A 13,229-nucleotide genomic window follows, 5' to 3' on the forward strand; every position below is an offset into this window, starting at 1 on the left:
GTTTTTCTTCAACTACCCGTTTTTCCATTAGAAAAATGTTGCCTAAGACAGCATTAACTTGAACTCCTTAATAATTTATGTATAAAATTTATATTACAATCAACGGGTCTAGCCTCTTTTATTAGAAACGAATTATTCCCTGGCAAAAAACTTAGGATCAATTTGGTCAATCACAAAAGCAGCATCATAAAAATACCTCATATCAAGCTTATCTCCATATGTTAGTTCCGTTTGACTTTCTTTTACATAAACTATCCAATCCTTTTCAATTTCACTAATGTTCTTTCCGTATATTTCTTCTATTTTAGAAGCTAAGTCTTCTTTGTTGTAAATTCCCTCAAACTTTTCCAATCCATATGTATCAATTAAATAGGTGACAAAAGAAGCTGAATGTATATAGCCCATCCATTGAAGGGTGTACTCTTCTTGGTTTGTAAGAGGGGGACGAAAGTAGGCATCGTCCTGGTTTAGATCTATCAATTTGCTAATTGGAATTGATTTATTGATGTCGAAAAAGTACTTCATAATCTTATGAGAGTGTGATTTTTGTTTCCCGTGCTTATCTTCCATATAAGTAGCAAAACCCTCTTGCGTCAAATAGCCCATACCTGAATCAAAGTTGTTCCCATAACCAAGTAAAGAATGTGTCAGTTCATGGACAAGGGGATATTGATTTTCCTTAATGGAATAAAGTTTGAGTTCCGATCTCAACCCCCATGATGCTTGATTACCTTCATTAAGAAATACATTTATTCGCTCGGATGGAGCATAATCAGTATGAATTGAGTTCTGAATATCATCATATGCATTAAGGAGTTCTTCTTTTATAAATTCTACTTTTTCTTGCGGAACCTTTATTGTATTAAAGATCTTAAAGGTTATTTTACCATCTGCTGTAACGACAGTATTTTCTTCATTTTTTTCTTTTTTTACTTTTTCTTCAGGAACAGCTGCATCTCGAGTGCATGCTGTTAATAAAAATATTGATATGAGACAGAAGACCCTAAATCTAAGCATTTTATCCACCTCTGGAAAAACAGTATTTTCCAAATATACGGAATTAAAATCTGAAAGTTTCATTTTTGATAAAAAATACAACTATCTAGTTGAGTTCAACTCCAATTTGTTTCTAAATTTTTTCTAAAACACTTCTAATTTACTTTTATTAACACCTCTTTTAACAAATCTCCCTCGATTGTTTAAATAGAAAAAAAGCTGCCTGATTAGCAGCTTACCTAGAACTACTTCTCAATTAACTTTTTTATCGCGCTGACCACCAATTCCGGTTCGTCATTTTGTATATAGTGAGCACTGTTTTCAGCAATGACCAATTCGCCATCTGAGGATATTTCAAGAATCTCTCTCTGCATTTCATTCCATAACTTTTGGGATTCCATAGAATAATGAGCTTTCTTACCCGCTGAAAGAACAATTAATGGTACATTTAATTGTTGTCTCGTGTCTTTTAACTGCTTTAGACTTTCCATAAATTCATCATAATTTCCTTCGTAAACGAATTGCTTGTTATATGCTTGCTGAAAATCTTGTGACATAGCAGGGAGAAAACGTTCTCTGTAATCTTCGGGAGTAGAGTCAATCAAGACTAGTCCACACACTTCATTTGGATATTCTGCAGCAAACATCCGCATATTAACTCCACCAAATGAATGACCTGCTAATATGTAGGGAGGCTTAATCTTGGCTTCATTTAGCAGTTCCTTTAATTCTTTTACCATTTCACGGCTTGTTCTGGGATTAGAGCTTGATTCACTTTTTCCAAGTCCAGCTCTGTCATAAATTAGTACACGAGAAAGCATTGAAATCTCCCTTAATACTGAATTCCAGGCCTTAGAGTAGTCTCCATATCCAGCATCCATGATAACTGTTGGTTTTCCGCTATTTTCTCCCACTAATCTAGCGTATAGTGTACATTTACTTATAGGTATAAACATTTCCTTATCCATCAGTTCATTCCTCTCATTTTGCCAACTAACGTTAGTTAAAATTTAACAATATTAAAACTATTATTCAACTATCCTCCCCGTTAGTAACATAAAGCCACCTGGCTTGGCATCTTAACATTTAATGAATGATGTCTGGTCCCCTACCGACTTTAAAGCTTAAGGCACTTATTTTAAGTAAAGTCTACTAATTGTGCTGCTGTATACCTATTCATTTTCTTTCGTTCATGTGTATTATTTTATTTATGGGAGGTATGTGCAAATGAAAATTGAGCGCTTATCAAATGGAAGAGTAGAAGATTTTTTAAATTACTGCAGGATTCATAAAGGAGCAGTTGATTCTTCCTTTTTATATGAGGATGATTTAAAACAATTTCAGAATACTGAAGAGAACCCAGCCTATTTAGCAATTGATGAAAATGGGAAAGTAAAAGCAGCCGCTTCCTTGATTATGGATGAATATGCGAAACGCGGGCGGAAATCAAGATTCCGCATTTTCCACTCTGAGATTGAAGATATTGATGTTTATAAAGGCTTAATGAACCAATTGTTGAAGTATAAAGAAGGCTACGATAAATATTTTATATTTATACCACTTGATAATAAGAAGCTGCAAAGTAAACTATCACAATTACAATTTTCAGCAGAACGGTACTCGTTTATCCTTTTACGAGATCATTCACCGGTTGCGTCAGTAAATTTTCCGGAAAACTATGAAATCAAAAATTATGAATCAGGGAAGGACGAAGAAAACTGGTGTATGGTCCGAAACACTGGTTTCGCTAAGCTTAAAGGGAGCGAAACACCAATGAGCCCGGACCAAGTAAAGAAAATGATGGCTTCTGATGACTATCTTGATGGCGGGGCCATGATACTCTACCATTATGAAAGGCCGGTTGGAGTGGTGAAATGTTCCGACGATGAATATGATGATATTCAGACAATGAATATCGGGTCTCTTGCCTTGATTCCAGAGTACCAAGGTATAGGATTAGGAAGAATGCTTCTGCGGAAAGCTCTGCAGTTTGGATTAGACCAGTAATACAAACAAATATATTTATCTGTAAATGGAGAAAATGAGCAAGCAAAATCATTGTATGTGCAAGAAGGATTTAAAGAAGCAGAAGGTTTTGTGTGTTACTCTTTCCATTTTTAAATACTTAAACAAAAATATGGCAGTCTGGAATTTTAACAAGAGGGTCCGGCTGTCATATTTTTTCCGGCCTTAATGTTGCAGCCTGCTATTCATTTCACTCCATAACTTTTGGGTTCCATAGAATAATGAGCTTTCTTACCCGCTGTAAAATAAGAGCCAGCGATTTATTTTTTAAATGATAGCCCTTCTTCTTCTAAGGAGGTTCTCATAATAGGCAGGGAAGCTGGTCCAATACCATGCAGTTTTAATATTTCTTTTTCTGTGTAATTTGATAGTTTTTCCAAAGTGTCTATTCCTTCGAATACCAATGCATTCCTTGCAGGGGCACTGAGATTTGAAAGGAAGCCGCTTTTTGGTTTATTCTCTTTATCACAGGCAGGGCAGCTTTTACACTCACTAGTTTTGTAAAATTTATGTCCCTTTTCACAAATCCTTAAACTTTTACCTGCTGCCAAGATAATTCCCCCAATCCTAGTCTAATCACGTATATTATGAATCGCATATTCATTTTATAAACTATTCGTATTTACCGCCACCCTACTCCTTAGGAATTTAACCTCATTGCTCAAAATATTTTAAATAAGATTTATTTTCCCCAATACCAAGCTACACCAAGACTGACTGCCTCTTTAAATCAGTTCTTCCTCTGCCCTAATCAGATTTCTGCTGATATAGTCAGTCAAAAAGTCTCGATCTTCGGGAAACGATAACTCTAAGGTTCTTAATTCCTCAATACTCTTCCAGGCAATCTCATAAATTAATTGATCAGGATCCTGAATGGCTGCTTTTCCTCCAATAATCTCCACTTCAAAATATCTTACTTCCCCGCTGCAACTCACTTTATTGAAAATAGGCCGTATAACCTTCACCTCAAACCCTGTTTCTTCCCTTACCTCCCTGATACAGCATTCTTCAAACGTTTCTCCTTCTTCCAAACCGCCTGAAGGAACAGACCAGCGTTTTGGTTCATCTGCTGTCCCCTGCAATACCATGAGGACCTTATCCCCTCTAATGCAAACTCCCGCCGAACCAAGCCACTTATGCATTTTAACACTCTCTTATCTCTTACTTTTAATAAACTATTCAACACCTTTAGTGCTATTCCTTTCATAAAAATCCTTAAGCGCTTCCCCAGCCAGCTCTAACGCTTTTATTCTTCTTTCCAAAAGTGTCTTCTGGGAACTTCCCTCTTTTAACTTAGCATAAGCGCTCTCTATTGAAGGTATTAAACCACTAAGAACTTTGCTGGCTTCTGCTAAATCCTCCCCGGTATAAGGATGGGGCCTCTGATTCCATACATTCTCCAGGACAGCTAAGCCGATGCAGCATGCTTTGTGCCGCTTTTCTACCAGGGTAGTATTAGCACCTTTCTCAGTCATCTGTGCGAGAGCCTTTTCGAGTTTACCGATTGTCGATTGAAAGGATTTGATGGATTCCAATTTAACTGCATTTGATACGTTTTCCATGTTAGGCGCAGTCCTCTCTTCAATTTATTATAGTTTATCTGACTTAATCATTCTATGTTCTATTAGAAAGCACTACACCAAGCAAATATTCTGCATCTTTCCCCACTCCACAAATCAAAGCGGATCCTCGCTGATATTGCCAGGGCAGACCTATAAAATAGAGTCCCTTAATTTGGGTCACTCCCCTTTTATGTATCGGTTTTCCTTCAGCAGAGACCACACCATCTAAATGAATCCAATCGTATGAGGGAACAAAGCCAGTAGACCAGATGATACTTTCGAAATTCCTCTGAGTCCCATCTCCAAAGAGAACTTCTGTACCACTGACGTGTAAAACTTTAGGTTTTACATCAACTTTTTTATTCTGAATGAGTGTTTTCAGCTCTTTTCCAAAAATCGGGTCCTTCTGTTTCTGAAACCAGCTGCCTTTAATCGTATCTGCCCCCGCGAACAGCAGCCCGAGTTTCTCCAGCCAATAGAAAATGCTTTTCCCGAGTATTGTTAAGGGCAAAAATTTCATGCGATGGCCAACAGCAATTGTAACTTTCCGGTCTTTGGCTAACTCCACAGCAAGCTGCGCACTTGAATTGCCGCCGCCCACAATCAATACTTCACTACCTGGCACTTCTTCCGGTGATCGATATTCCGAAGAGTGAAGCTGGAAAGCACCTGTTCCATCTTTACTAAGAGGAGGTATATAAGGTTTTTGAAATGCACCAGCTGCGATGATAACTTGTTGAGCTTTAATGATACCGCTATTAGTCTCTATAATAAACGAACCATCTGGCAGCTTATTCAACTGAGTGACGTTCGTATTCAGCATGACCGGAAGATCAAAACGCTTTACATAGTCATTCAGATAATCTGCCATGTCATCCTTCGTCGGAAACTCCTCTGATGGACCTCTCATTTGCATTCCGGGCAGGCTGCTATATTGGCGCGGAGTAAATAAAACAAGGGAATTGTATCTTTGTCTCCATGAGTCCCCCACGTTGCCGTTTTTTTCTATTATCACAAAGGAAAGCTTCTCTTTTTTCAAAAAATAGCCCATCGCTAACCCGGCTTGACCACCGCCAATAATCACAGCTTCATATTTTTTCATGGCCATCGCTCCCCGCATTACATTCAAATATACATTTGAATATAATTATACATAATAACCAGAAAAAGGAATACATTTTCTCAAAAAAAGAGCCGCCCAATGGCAGCCCGATAGCAGGTATTCCCCTGCAGCAGATCCTTTTATGTTAATTGCATCGTGGTAATGCAGGTAGCATCATCCTCAAAAGTGGAAATTTCTGATTCTGATGCTTTTCCATCATGCTTAATCTTTATTTGATAGGTTTTGTCTCTTGGAAGCCATAGATCGAAAAACCCATTAGCCTGGGTTTTGACCTTATCATCCAAAATCACATTGCCTTCCGAATCCTCAATATATACATCAAACTCTTTTTCAGCCAGTTCACCTTGACAACCTGTCAAGCTATGATTCGTTCAAGGGTGGGTTTCATTAGCGTAAGGCGCAATCGACACGAAAAATTCTTCTTCCGGCAGATCATAGGATAATTCCTCTCCATCCGCTTCTTTAACGATCAGCTGTTCCGAGGTAATGGAGGCAGATCCGGTCTTTATGTTTCCAGCGCTGTAATCGTTCACTAATGCTTTGATGTCTTCAGTCTCTGAAGCAGCATCTTCTTTGGAGTCTGCTTGTCCACAGCCAGCTAATGCCATTGAAATCAGTGAAGCAGCGAGAACCAATTTGATCTTCATCGTTTTCACATCCTTATTCTTTCTTCATCTCTAACTATACCAAAGTACTATAGCAAATAAATATGAACAATTTATGAAAGCTTCCAAAATAAAGTTGCTGACAGAACAGCAAAAAGGCCCGCTACTTTAGCGAGCCTTAAAAAAGCTACCTTACAAATGTAAGTTTACTTTCCTTTCCAGGAGCTTCACATGGTGTTCCTTCCGCTTTTCCAAATACAATGCTTCGGCCGCAAATGGCTTCCACATCTTCCTTATCATGCGTCACCATGATACAGGTCATGTTTGCCTTTTTCAGTATCATCAGAAGTTCATCCCTGATGGATCCCTTTAAGTTCGCATCCAAATTGCTGAATGGCTCATCCATCAGCAGCAGCTTAGGCTTGGGAGCCAAAGCCCTTGCCAGAGCAATCCGCTGCTGCTGACCGCCGCTTAGCTCATGCGGATATCGTTTCTCAAACTCTGTCATCTGGACAAGCTCAAGCATCTCCCTGACACGAGGATATCTTTCTTTTCTAGGCAGACGCGACAAACCGAATAATAGATTATCCTTAACTGACATATGAGGGAAAAGGGCATAATCCTGGAATACCATGCCCACCCCGCGGTCTTCCGGCTGTACGAACGTCTTCTCTCCGGCTGCTTCTGTCCCTGCGATTTCAATGCTTCCCGACCTCGGAATTTCAAGCCCGGAAATCAATCTGAGCAGCGTGCTTTTACCGCTGCCGCTCTGTCCGAGTATGCCAACGATTTCCCCCTCGTCCACTCTAAAAGAGAAATTCTCAATTACAGGAACACGGGCTTTTGGAAATGAAAATGTCAGATTTTGAATGGTAAGGATGTTCATTTCTTCACCTTCTTATCAATCATTTGGAACACCGCTACAGATAAAACACTTATGAGGATAATCATGAGAGACGGAATGGCTGCTTCATGAATCATCTCATCTTTTGCGTATTGATAGGTCTTCGTGGCAAGGGTATCAAAGTTAAACGGCCTGAGCAGCAAAGCCAAAGGCAGTTCCTTAATAATCTCTACAAATGTTAATATAAACCCGCTGAATAAAGCGCCCTTGATCAGCGGCAAATCCACCTTAAAAAAGGTCTTAGTGACGCCGAATCCGAGCATCCTGGATGCTTCTGTATATTTCGGCCCAATTTTCTCAAACCCGATTTCAACAGCATTATAGCCTGTTGCCATAAATCGGATGGTATAGCCAATCACGAGCATAGCCAGAGATAAACTTAAGATAAGAGGAGCTTTTCCCCATCCCATATAAGCATAAAATGGCGCAAGCAAAGAATCAAGTTCAATAAATAAAGCAAGGATGCCAATCGCAATGATCGCCCCGGGAATCGAGTAGCCGGCTGTGGCAAGCTTGGATAAAACATAGGCTCCGTTCGAATGCGATCTCGTTACATTGGCGATAATCACAGCAAATAAGAGTATCAGCGCCGTGGAGATCATCCCAACAAAAACAGTCTGGTTTAACAGGGTAAAGAACGTATCGTTCCATACCTTTGCGAAGGTCAGCCTGGTCCATGCCAGCAGCTGGACCACGGGTATAAAGAACCCGAGCAGGAAGATGGCCGAACAATAGCTGAACACCGCTGCAGCCTGAAGCCCCTTTAGCTTTTTGCGGACCAGAGGTCTTGATTTGCTGCTGATATTATAGCGTCTCCCCTGCCTGAGCAATTTTTCTATAAAAAATAATCCAACGATAATGACCATTAGCCATGCCGCCAGCCTCATGGCTGAATCTGCATCATACATGCCAAACCAGGTCTGGAAGATGGCTGTCGTAATCGTATGGATGCCAAAATAGCTTGTTACTCCGTAATCACTTAAGACTTCATAAATGACAAGCACAGCGCCGGCCACGATTGCCGGCCTGGAGAGCGGGAGGACAATTCTTACAAAAATCGAAAAAGGCTTTCTTCCCAGCAGCCTTGCATTTTCAAGGAAAGAAGAGCTCTGGTTTTCAAGAAAAGCTCGGCAGATAATGTATACATACGGAAAAAGAAAGATCGTAAATATAAATACGGCCCCTCTCAGTGAGGAGATTGACAGCCATTCCGGATTGATCTGATAATCGAACTTGTTCCTTAATGTAACCTGTACGACCCCTGTGTAGCTTAACATCGTCCGATAGGTGTAAGCAGCGATATAGGGAGGAATGGCCAGCGGGAGAATAAGCCCCCAGCTAAAAAAGCGCCTCAGCGGGAAATCGTATGCGGCAACGAGCCAGGCAAGGCTCACCCCTAATATGGCTGTAAATAGCCCTGTCAGCACTACGAGAATAATCGAATTGGCAGCATAAGTTTTTAATAGATATTCCCTAATCTGAAACCAGTTTTCATTCGGTTCCTGGAAAATAGAAAAAAAGATAAACAAGATGGGCAGCAAAATTATTGCCGCCCCAATCAAGCTTACCAGCCACCATCCGTTAAAATCTTTTCGAAAAAAATGTTTAACAGATTCCGTATTCATTATTATTTCCAGCCTGTTTTATTAAAGATTTCAATCGCTTTTTGGTTATGCTTTCCTAAAGTATCAAAGTCAAGCTCCTGCATTTTAAAGTCGCCCCATGACTTCAGGATTTCAGGCTTTTCTGCGTCAGGGTTAACCGGGAACTCATAGTTGTTTGCTGATAAATATTCCTGAGCTTCTTTTCCAGTCATGTATTCGATTAGTTTCGTTGCATTTTCAGGGTTTTTGCTGTGCTTCGTTAATCCAATTCCGCTAATGTTTACATGTGTGCCGTTTGTTTCCTGGTTAGGGAAGAATACACCCAGACCTTCTGCCACTTTCACTTCTTCAGGGTCTGATGAATTGGCAAGCAATCCTACATAGTACGTATTCATAATACCTACATCACCAGTGCCTGCTGCAATAGCCTTCGCCTGGTCGCGGTCACCGCCATCCGGCTGGCGCGCGAAGTTTTTCACAATGCCTTCAGACCATTCTTCAGCCGCTTTTTCACCATTCAATTCAATGAAAGATGCAAGCAAAGACTGGTTGTAAAGACTTGTTGAAGAACGCGCAAGCACTTTACCCTTCCACTTATCACTTGTTAAATCTTCATAAGTTGATAATTGATCCGGGGAAACTCTATCCTTCGAATACACGATAACACGTGCTCTGGTCGCCATTCCAATCCACTTGTTTTCCTTATCGCGCAGGTTTTCAGGTACATTTCCGCTGATCACATCGGATTCAACCGGCTGAAGAATATCATTATCTTTCGCGTGTGCAAGGACACCGCCATCAACTGTAATAAATAAGTCGGCTTCCGTGCTTTCTCCTTCACGCTTCAGGCGCTCAATCAGCTCTTCCGCTTCCCCTTTAACAACATTGACCTTAATGCCTGTATCTTCTGTGAAATCTTTGTATACTTGTTCATCTGCTTCATAATGTCTGGCAGTATAGACATTGACCACCTGCTCTTCCTTTTTGGAAGCGGTGTCTTTTTCTTTGTCACCTTCTGATGTGCCTTCTCCCCCGCACCCGGCAAGAGCCAGAGTTAAAGCTGTTGTTGCGATAAAAGGCTTTAGTAATTTTGATAAGTTCATGTTTTCTTTCCACCTTTATATATGTATTTGAAAATGAGAATTATTATCACTAAATTTATTCTACCTATCATCCTTCATTTCGTCAACATTCTTTTGCCATGAAAATACTAAATTCGTCAAATGAAATGTTTTTATTCAGATTAATCATATAAATCTATGTAAAAAACAACAAGATCCTGATGCGTATCAGGATCTTGTTGCTACAACACTCCAGAACTCTATTTTCTACCTGACCGCACACCGGTTCGGACCAATTTCCATTTCACGCTGTTCTTCTGCTTCTGGTGAGATTTTACCCATATTCGTTTCCCGGATTTGCTGATAGGAATTTGGCTGCGGCGGAAGATTCTCCGTAACGGTTCTGCGGAACTCTTCCTCGCTGTCGATCTTTAAGCCATGATTCTGCTGGTACAGCACCCCGAGCTTTTCCGAAATGCTTCCATCCTCATTCATTTCATCCGAAATCATAAAATGGGCTGGCAGCACAAGCAGGTCGTCGGTCAGCTCTTTATATCTTGTATATAGGGTTGTCCGCAGATCCTTTACCCAATCTCCAGCTTTTCCGGCCAGATCAGGGCGGCCAATCGAATCAATGAACAGAATATCGCCAGTGAGCAAATATTGCCCATCGACTGCAAATGATGTACTGCCGATCGTATGGCCCGGCGAATATACTGCCTTTATGACAGTATCTCCTACCTGATAGTCATCGCCGTCATGAATGGGATGGTACTCAAATTGGACCTCTTCCGCATCCTTTGGAGGCAGATAATAATCCGCTCCAAACTTTTCAGCCAGCTTTCTTCCGCCGGAAATATGGTCTGCATGCAAATGGGTATCAAGCACATGGGTGATGGCTATCTCTTTTTGTCTGATAAAGTCCTCATATGGACCTGCCATCCGGTTCGCATCAATCAATGCTCCCTTGCCATTGGACTCAATCAGATAGGATAAACAGCCTTTTCCAATCCGGACAAATTGATAAATGGATCCCCCTTGCTTCAAATCCCCAATTTTAATAGGCTCGAGATGTTCACTCCATGCCTTCATCCCGCCCTCAATGGAATATACATTTGAAAAGCCTGCTTCCGCTACCTGTTCAGCAACGAATTCTGATGAGCCACCCTTGGCACAAACAACAAAAATTTCCTGATCTTTGGGGAGCTTGTCCTGGATGGATTCCACTCCCTCAAGCAAATCAAAATACGGGGCGTTAATGACATGGACGTTTTTCCCTTCAATTTTCCAATCATCAAAATCATCCGTATTTCGCACATCCAGAATGAATGTTTCTTCATGGTCCAGAATTTTTCTGGTCAATTCCTTTACAGTGATTGTCTTAACATGATTCTCAGCCATATTTTTCACCTCTTAAAAAGTAAGTGTTACATCGGCATCCTTGGCAAAGGTTAAAAACGTTACGGCTCCGCCAACGTCAATGCCCTCCACAAAGTGCTCTTTTTCAAGGCTCATTACGTCCATCGTCATCTGGCAGGCAATCATTTTCACACCCATCTCACTCGCCATGTTTACAAGCTCTTCTACCGGCGGAACATTGGCTTTTTTAAATCCTTCCTGAAAATGCTCGCCTCCCGGAGGCAGCGGCAGATTCCTATGGCCCTCTTTATGAATTAAATTTAGCCCTTCAAATGTAAAAAAGATTCCTACTTCTGCATCTGTTGCTGCAGCTGCTGTCGCAATGTTAAACACCTTATAAGCATCAAACATGCTTCCGTTGGCTGCAATAATGGCTACCTTCATTTTTCCATCTCCTTAATGACTCTGATTTAATTGGCCTTTCCATTCTGTCATGCCTGGCACTACATTCTTGACGTTTTGGTACCCTTTTTCAGCCAGTTTTTGGGCAGCCAGGTCACTGCGGTTGCCTGTCCGGCAGATAATGTGCACTTCTTTATTCTTATCCAATTCTTCAAATCGGTTTTCAAGCTCCCCTAAAGGAATGTTGACGGCTCCCGGAATATGGCCAAATGCATACTCTGCAGGCTCCCTCACATCGAGAATGGTGACCTCTTCATTACCTTTTATTTTTTCCTGGAGATCGCCAAGGTCTGTTACATGAGGATGTTTCGCCTCCACCTTTTCTTCCTCCTCCGTCGCTTTGCGCAGGTAATGTTTTAAGGTATCTCCGTCTTCCACTGTTCCCAAGTAATGATTGCCGGTGCTCTGGGCCCATGCTTTAATATCTGCGGTAGACCCCTTATCTGTCGCCTGAACCTCCATTACCTGTCCTGGCTCAAGAGCAGTCATCTCTTTTTTGGTTTTAACAATTGGCATTGGACAGGAAAGTCCTTTAGCATCCAAGACTTTATTCACATTCATGCTTTTCCCTCCATTCCCTTTTAGTATCTTTTTAATTCTGCTTTCAATGCCCGGCCGGGCTTTCCAATTATTGATAACTTGATTCTCTATACCTCTATCCGTATGAATACAAACTAAACCTTTTTCTTCAAATCATTCTTTATAATTTGTTTATTTAGGCTTCAGCTTCATTTCTTAATAAAGCCTTAACAATAGCCCATCAAAATGGTGGACAAAGGAGTGACTTACATGAATGATATTGGAATGTTTTTTGCCCTCGCAGCAGGAATGCTGTCTTTCTTCTCTCCCTGCGTGTTTCCGCTGCTTCCGGCGTATGTAACCCACCTGACTGGAGGACGAATCGAAAACGCTAAGATGCAGGTGGACCGGAAGAAGCTTTATTTGCGTTCGTTTGGATTTATAATGGGGTTTAGTATAATTTTTATTGCTCTCGGGGCATCTGCCAGTTTTGTCGGAAAAATTTTAATGAATTATCGGATGATCATTATGCAGGCTGCCGGGCTGTTAATTATTATTTTCGGATTGCAGATGGCCGGCTTGCTTAAATTTAAATTTTTAATGAAAGAAAAGCGATTCCATACAGAAAATAAATCAAAGGGCATGTTTGGCTCTGTTTTGCTGGGCATGGCCTTTGCAAGCGGCTGGTCACCTTGTGTTGGACTTGCCCTTTCATCCATATTATTATTGGCGAGCTCTTCCGATACGCTAAGCCAGGGTATCTTCTTATTAATGGCTTATTCTCTTGGAATGGCCATTCCATTTTTCGTTATTTCAGTAATCATTTCTTATTCTTTAAAAACCATGCGCAAAATCAATAAGTACTTATCCAGGCTAGCATTTGCTAATGGCATGATTATGGTTGCACTCGGAATGCTCGTTTTAAGCGGGCAGATGCAAAAAATTAGCGCCTGGCTTTCGGCATATAGCCTATTTCAATTCTAAAAAAGCGATAAAAATAAAGGATGAT

At 40.8% G+C, this 13,229-nt stretch carries 15 protein-coding genes; 2 read left to right on the top strand and 13 right to left on the bottom strand.

Going from position 1 to position 13,229, the window contains the following annotated elements; all coding sequences use genetic code 11:
* Positions 1 to 132: 132 nt before the first annotated feature.
* Both BK139_RS14110 and BK139_RS14115 read right to left on the bottom strand, forming a co-directional pair.
* Positions 133 to 1,017, bottom strand: coding sequence for a hypothetical protein (locus BK139_RS14110; protein WP_076260108.1), 885 nt, complete (start codon positions 1,015 to 1,017; stop codon positions 133 to 135).
* A 224-nt stretch (positions 1,018 to 1,241) separates the two neighbouring features.
* A complete protein-coding gene (locus BK139_RS14115; protein ID WP_076259864.1) occupies positions 1,242 to 1,964 on the bottom strand; it encodes an alpha/beta fold hydrolase in 723 nt (240 codons plus the stop codon).
* Between the two features lie 259 nt (positions 1,965 to 2,223).
* Between BK139_RS14115 and BK139_RS14120 the strand changes: the two genes are divergently transcribed.
* Positions 2,224 to 3,003, top strand: coding sequence for a GNAT family N-acetyltransferase (locus BK139_RS14120; RefSeq protein WP_076259867.1), 780 nt, complete (start codon positions 2,224 to 2,226; stop codon positions 3,001 to 3,003).
* Between the two features lie 278 nt (positions 3,004 to 3,281).
* Here BK139_RS14120 and BK139_RS14125 read toward each other — a convergent pair whose 3' ends face one another.
* The 11 genes from BK139_RS14125 to BK139_RS14180 form a co-directional block, all read right to left on the bottom strand.
* A complete protein-coding gene (locus BK139_RS14125) occupies positions 3,282 to 3,572 on the bottom strand; it encodes an RNA polymerase alpha subunit C-terminal domain-containing protein (protein ID WP_076259869.1) in 291 nt (96 codons plus the stop codon).
* A 174-nt stretch (positions 3,573 to 3,746) separates the two neighbouring features.
* Positions 3,747 to 4,163 (bottom strand): NUDIX domain-containing protein, encoded by a 417-nt coding sequence (locus BK139_RS14130; protein WP_076259871.1) that lies wholly within the window; start codon positions 4,161 to 4,163, stop codon positions 3,747 to 3,749.
* Positions 4,164 to 4,196: 33 nt separating this feature from the next.
* The gene (locus BK139_RS14135; protein ID WP_076259873.1) at positions 4,197 to 4,583 is read right to left on the bottom strand and encodes a hypothetical protein; all 387 of its coding nucleotides are present in this window, start codon (positions 4,581 to 4,583) and stop codon (positions 4,197 to 4,199) included.
* A gap of 52 nt (positions 4,584 to 4,635) precedes the next feature.
* Complete coding sequence (locus BK139_RS14140; protein WP_076259875.1) at positions 4,636 to 5,685, bottom strand: flavin-containing monooxygenase; 1,050 nt, start codon at positions 5,683 to 5,685, stop codon at positions 4,636 to 4,638.
* A 140-nt stretch (positions 5,686 to 5,825) separates the two neighbouring features.
* Positions 5,826 to 6,353, bottom strand: coding sequence for a CueP family metal-binding protein (locus BK139_RS24015; protein ID WP_175609124.1), 528 nt, complete (start codon positions 6,351 to 6,353; stop codon positions 5,826 to 5,828).
* Positions 6,354 to 6,498: 145 nt separating this feature from the next.
* Positions 6,499 to 7,197 carry an ABC transporter ATP-binding protein gene (locus tag BK139_RS14155; RefSeq protein ID WP_076259883.1) on the bottom strand — a complete coding sequence of 233 codons (699 nt, stop codon included), beginning with the start codon at positions 7,195 to 7,197 and terminating at the stop codon, positions 6,499 to 6,501.
* Positions 7,194 to 8,840, bottom strand: coding sequence for an ABC transporter permease (locus BK139_RS14160; protein WP_076259885.1), 1,647 nt, complete (start codon positions 8,838 to 8,840; stop codon positions 7,194 to 7,196). The genes BK139_RS14155 and BK139_RS14160 overlap by 4 nt, the downstream gene beginning before the upstream one ends.
* A 2-nt stretch (positions 8,841 to 8,842) precedes the next feature.
* The gene (locus tag BK139_RS14165) at positions 8,843 to 9,922 is read right to left on the bottom strand and encodes a Fe(3+) ABC transporter substrate-binding protein (protein ID WP_076259887.1); all 1,080 of its coding nucleotides are present in this window, start codon (positions 9,920 to 9,922) and stop codon (positions 8,843 to 8,845) included.
* Positions 9,923 to 10,147: 225 nt separating this feature from the next.
* A complete protein-coding gene (locus tag BK139_RS14170) occupies positions 10,148 to 11,281 on the bottom strand; it encodes an MBL fold metallo-hydrolase (RefSeq protein WP_076259889.1) in 1,134 nt (377 codons plus the stop codon).
* A 12-nt stretch (positions 11,282 to 11,293) separates the two neighbouring features.
* Positions 11,294 to 11,683: a DsrE/DsrF/DrsH-like family protein gene (locus tag BK139_RS14175; protein WP_076259892.1), complete on the bottom strand. Its 390-nt coding sequence runs from the start codon at positions 11,681 to 11,683 to the stop codon at positions 11,294 to 11,296.
* 12 nt (positions 11,684 to 11,695) lie between these two features.
* Positions 11,696 to 12,262: a sulfurtransferase TusA family protein gene (locus BK139_RS14180; protein ID WP_076259894.1), complete on the bottom strand. Its 567-nt coding sequence runs from the start codon at positions 12,260 to 12,262 to the stop codon at positions 11,696 to 11,698.
* Between the two features lie 228 nt (positions 12,263 to 12,490).
* On the opposite strand from BK139_RS14180, the gene BK139_RS14185 reads away from it, so the two are divergent.
* Positions 12,491 to 13,204 (top strand): cytochrome c biogenesis CcdA family protein, encoded by a 714-nt coding sequence (locus BK139_RS14185; protein ID WP_083675380.1) that lies wholly within the window; start codon positions 12,491 to 12,493, stop codon positions 13,202 to 13,204.
* Positions 13,205 to 13,229: the final 25 nt, after the last annotated feature.

It is taken from the genome of Paenibacillus sp. FSL R5-0490, from assembly GCF_001956215.1.
Classification (GTDB): Bacteria; Bacillota; Bacilli; order Bacillales; family Cytobacillaceae; genus Cytobacillus.

Bases quoted from the DNA above. Each gene is read 5' to 3' on its own strand.
- BK139_RS14170 (WP_076259889.1), bottom strand. From the start codon at position 11,281: ATGGCTGAGAATCATGTTAAGACAATCACTGTAAAGGAATTGACCAGA.
- BK139_RS14180 (WP_076259894.1), bottom strand. From the start codon at position 12,262: ATGAATGTGAATAAAGTCTTGGATGCTAAAGGACTTTCCTGTCCAATG.
- BK139_RS14155 (WP_076259883.1), bottom strand. From the start codon at position 7,197: ATGAACATCCTTACCATTCAAAATCTGACATTTTCATTTCCAAAAGCC.
- BK139_RS14130 (WP_076259871.1), bottom strand. From the start codon at position 4,163: ATGCATAAGTGGCTTGGTTCGGCGGGAGTTTGCATTAGAGGGGATAAG.
- BK139_RS14110 (WP_076260108.1), bottom strand. From the start codon at position 1,017: ATGCTTAGATTTAGGGTCTTCTGTCTCATATCAATATTTTTATTAACA.
- BK139_RS14165 (WP_076259887.1), bottom strand. From the start codon at position 9,922: ATGAACTTATCAAAATTACTAAAGCCTTTTATCGCAACAACAGCTTTA.
- BK139_RS14175 (WP_076259892.1), bottom strand. From the start codon at position 11,683: ATGAAGGTAGCCATTATTGCAGCCAACGGAAGCATGTTTGATGCTTAT.
- BK139_RS14185 (WP_083675380.1), top strand. From the start codon at position 12,491: ATGAATGATATTGGAATGTTTTTTGCCCTCGCAGCAGGAATGCTGTCT.
- BK139_RS14135 (WP_076259873.1), bottom strand. From the start codon at position 4,583: ATGGAAAACGTATCAAATGCAGTTAAATTGGAATCCATCAAATCCTTT.
- BK139_RS14115 (WP_076259864.1), bottom strand. From the start codon at position 1,964: ATGGATAAGGAAATGTTTATACCTATAAGTAAATGTACACTATACGCT.
- BK139_RS14120 (WP_076259867.1), top strand. From the start codon at position 2,224: ATGAAAATTGAGCGCTTATCAAATGGAAGAGTAGAAGATTTTTTAAAT.
- BK139_RS14140 (WP_076259875.1), bottom strand. From the start codon at position 5,685: ATGAAAAAATATGAAGCTGTGATTATTGGCGGTGGTCAAGCCGGGTTA.
- BK139_RS14160 (WP_076259885.1), bottom strand. From the start codon at position 8,840: ATGAATACGGAATCTGTTAAACATTTTTTTCGAAAAGATTTTAACGGA.